We start from the raw sequence: 2,204 nt of genomic DNA, 5'->3' as shown, positions 1-2,204 counted from the left end.
ACGGCGAAGGCCCCCACGGTCAACGGCCGGTCGCCTATCCGAGATAGCCAGTCGAAGTTGAAAGCTGCCAGGTAGGGGCGGGAGTATGGTGGGGCGGGCATGGGCCCGTGCACCGCACGCAAAAAAACGAACGTCGGCAACACAAGTAAGCCGACGAGCAGTAGACAGCGCACTCCCGAGAGGATGACGCGGCGACCCACCAAAGACCCGAGAGACTCCCGTCCCCGCCAGAGTTTCCAAACTGTGGTCGCCACAAATGCCCCCAGAATCGCCCCCGTTGCAATGGCCCCTTCCTGCTTCGTCAAGCACGCGGCGGTGAGAAAAAGTCCTCCCCGAACAAGCGGTCCCCACTGAAGTTGCGCCGCTTCGGCAAGTTGAGAAAGCTGAATCACAGCGCTCAGAACTAAACTCGCAAAGACGATATCAACCGAGCCAGAAAGTCCGGCTCCCTCGGTCCATCGCCATAACATGGGCGTTATTGCAAAGACCAGCCCCATCCACGGGCCGCAACCCGGCCAGTGGCGCTCTGTGGTAGCCGCCACCTGAAGCACCAGGGCGACGATGAAACCCCACAAAATGACGGGCATACCCAGGTCGTTCCAAAGCTCTTGCCCCGTCAGCACCGCCCATTGGTTTCGCCAGAAAAATGCCTGGGCTTCCAAGAGGGGGACCAAAAGCGGGTAGTTGTTCCAGTAGTGCACCCGATATGGGTCCATGAAGTCTGGACCGTAAATACTGAGGCCATCAGCAAGGATCTTGGCCTTCAATCCGTAAATGGCCTGCGCATCATAGCCCCAGAAGGGGGTGACGGAAGCCAGCAGCCCAACGACGAGCGCCCAGCTCAACAGCCCCCACCAATTCGGGAGCCGACTGGCAAGATGGCGGAGTTCCCGGACAAGGGAACGCGCTCCCAGACACGCCATGACGAGCTGGCCGCCGAGGACGGCAGAAAACGCGATCGGCGTGAGCCGTCTTGTGATCGCCAGGATCACATACAGCGGCAGGACACACGTGAGCACACCGGCGAGAAAAGCCGTTGCTAGATGGCCAGCCAGCTTTCCTCGTTCGTTCGCGGAAAGAGACTGTCGTGACCGGGACCGTACCAGGAGCGAGGCGATGGTCCAGCCCGAAAGCCACACCACGGCCAACCAGAGCCAGGTCAAGAGGATCATCCCACACTGGCCGATCATCGCTGTGTTCCCTCCTGGGAGATCTGTCCGCGAGCCAAGCCGGTTTCCGGAGTCACCCGGAGAACCTGGCACAACTCGGGGTGATTCTCGTTATAGACGATGATGTATTCGATGTGACGGTCCGCGAGAAACTGAGCGACCGGGGGATTTTCGACTGGTGGGCGCCGTGCAGCCCAGTATTCATCCGTCCAGGCATCAGCCCGGGAGGCTCCCTTCGTTTTAATCTCCAGCCAGCGGTGGTCGCCCCACGCTCGGGCCAGTCGTTGCACATCCTCCGGGAGCAAGAACAGACGGCGGGGATATAGCTGATAGGCCACAATCATCGCTTCCCAGTGCCCTCGGTAGGCGACCTGGGCGCGTGGAGGAATCATTCGACGATATTGCAGAATGTGGTATTCCAGATTCGCCACCCGCTGGCCAGCAAAGAGTCTGGAAGGAGCCGACGCAAATTCCTGTATTTCCTGGTACTGCCGGAGGAAATCTTCCGGGCAGTTCAGAAGGTATCCTACCGAGATCAGCCCGTGCCCAATTCCGACGATGATCAAGACGCGTCCCCACCACGGCTGCACTTTCCAAAAGCCGAGCGCACGACGCATCACCGTCTGCCACTTGCGGACCCAGTTCCACGATGGTCGCTGCCACGTCGCCAGCATGCCCGCCAAGCCGAAAAGGGTGACCAGGAGCGGCCAGCCAACGTGTTTCACCAGCACCGGCTTCCCGCTGGGGTAAACATCGAGGATAACACACCCCGCCTGGATGGACAGTCCCATCCCCAGCAGTGCCAGAAGGCCGCAAACAGACGTGAATAACCAGGATTTTCCTGAAAGTGCGGCGAGGCGACCGCGTTTTTCATTCCCTGTTCCGGCTGAATGAGAAACCCTTCTATCAACGCCTGAAGCACAAAGCTGGATATGGTTGTTCATCATCAGGCAGCCGCTCGCAAAAGCTCTCTCTGAGGTTTCCGTCCCACCACAATCAGAGAGAGACCTGACCAGGGGAGAACATAGTCCAGCA

The 2,204-nt window shown here is 59.5% G+C and carries 2 protein-coding genes; both read right to left on the bottom strand.

The window, feature by feature from the left end; all coding sequences use genetic code 11:
* Nucleotides 1–1,190, bottom strand: a 1,190-nt coding sequence (locus tag H5U08_RS16475; RefSeq protein ID WP_297035548.1) for a hypothetical protein, incomplete at its 3' end; no start/stop codon positions are given.
* On the bottom strand, nt 1,187–2,204 hold a 1,018-nt coding region (locus H5U08_RS16470), incomplete at its 5' end, for a hypothetical protein (RefSeq protein WP_297035546.1). The genes H5U08_RS16475 and H5U08_RS16470, both read right to left, overlap by 4 nt.

This window comes from Thermogutta sp. (assembly GCF_014359955.1).
Lineage (GTDB): Bacteria > Planctomycetota > Planctomycetia > Pirellulales > Thermoguttaceae > Thermogutta.
This window is presented reverse-complemented; position numbering and strand designations above follow the sequence as displayed.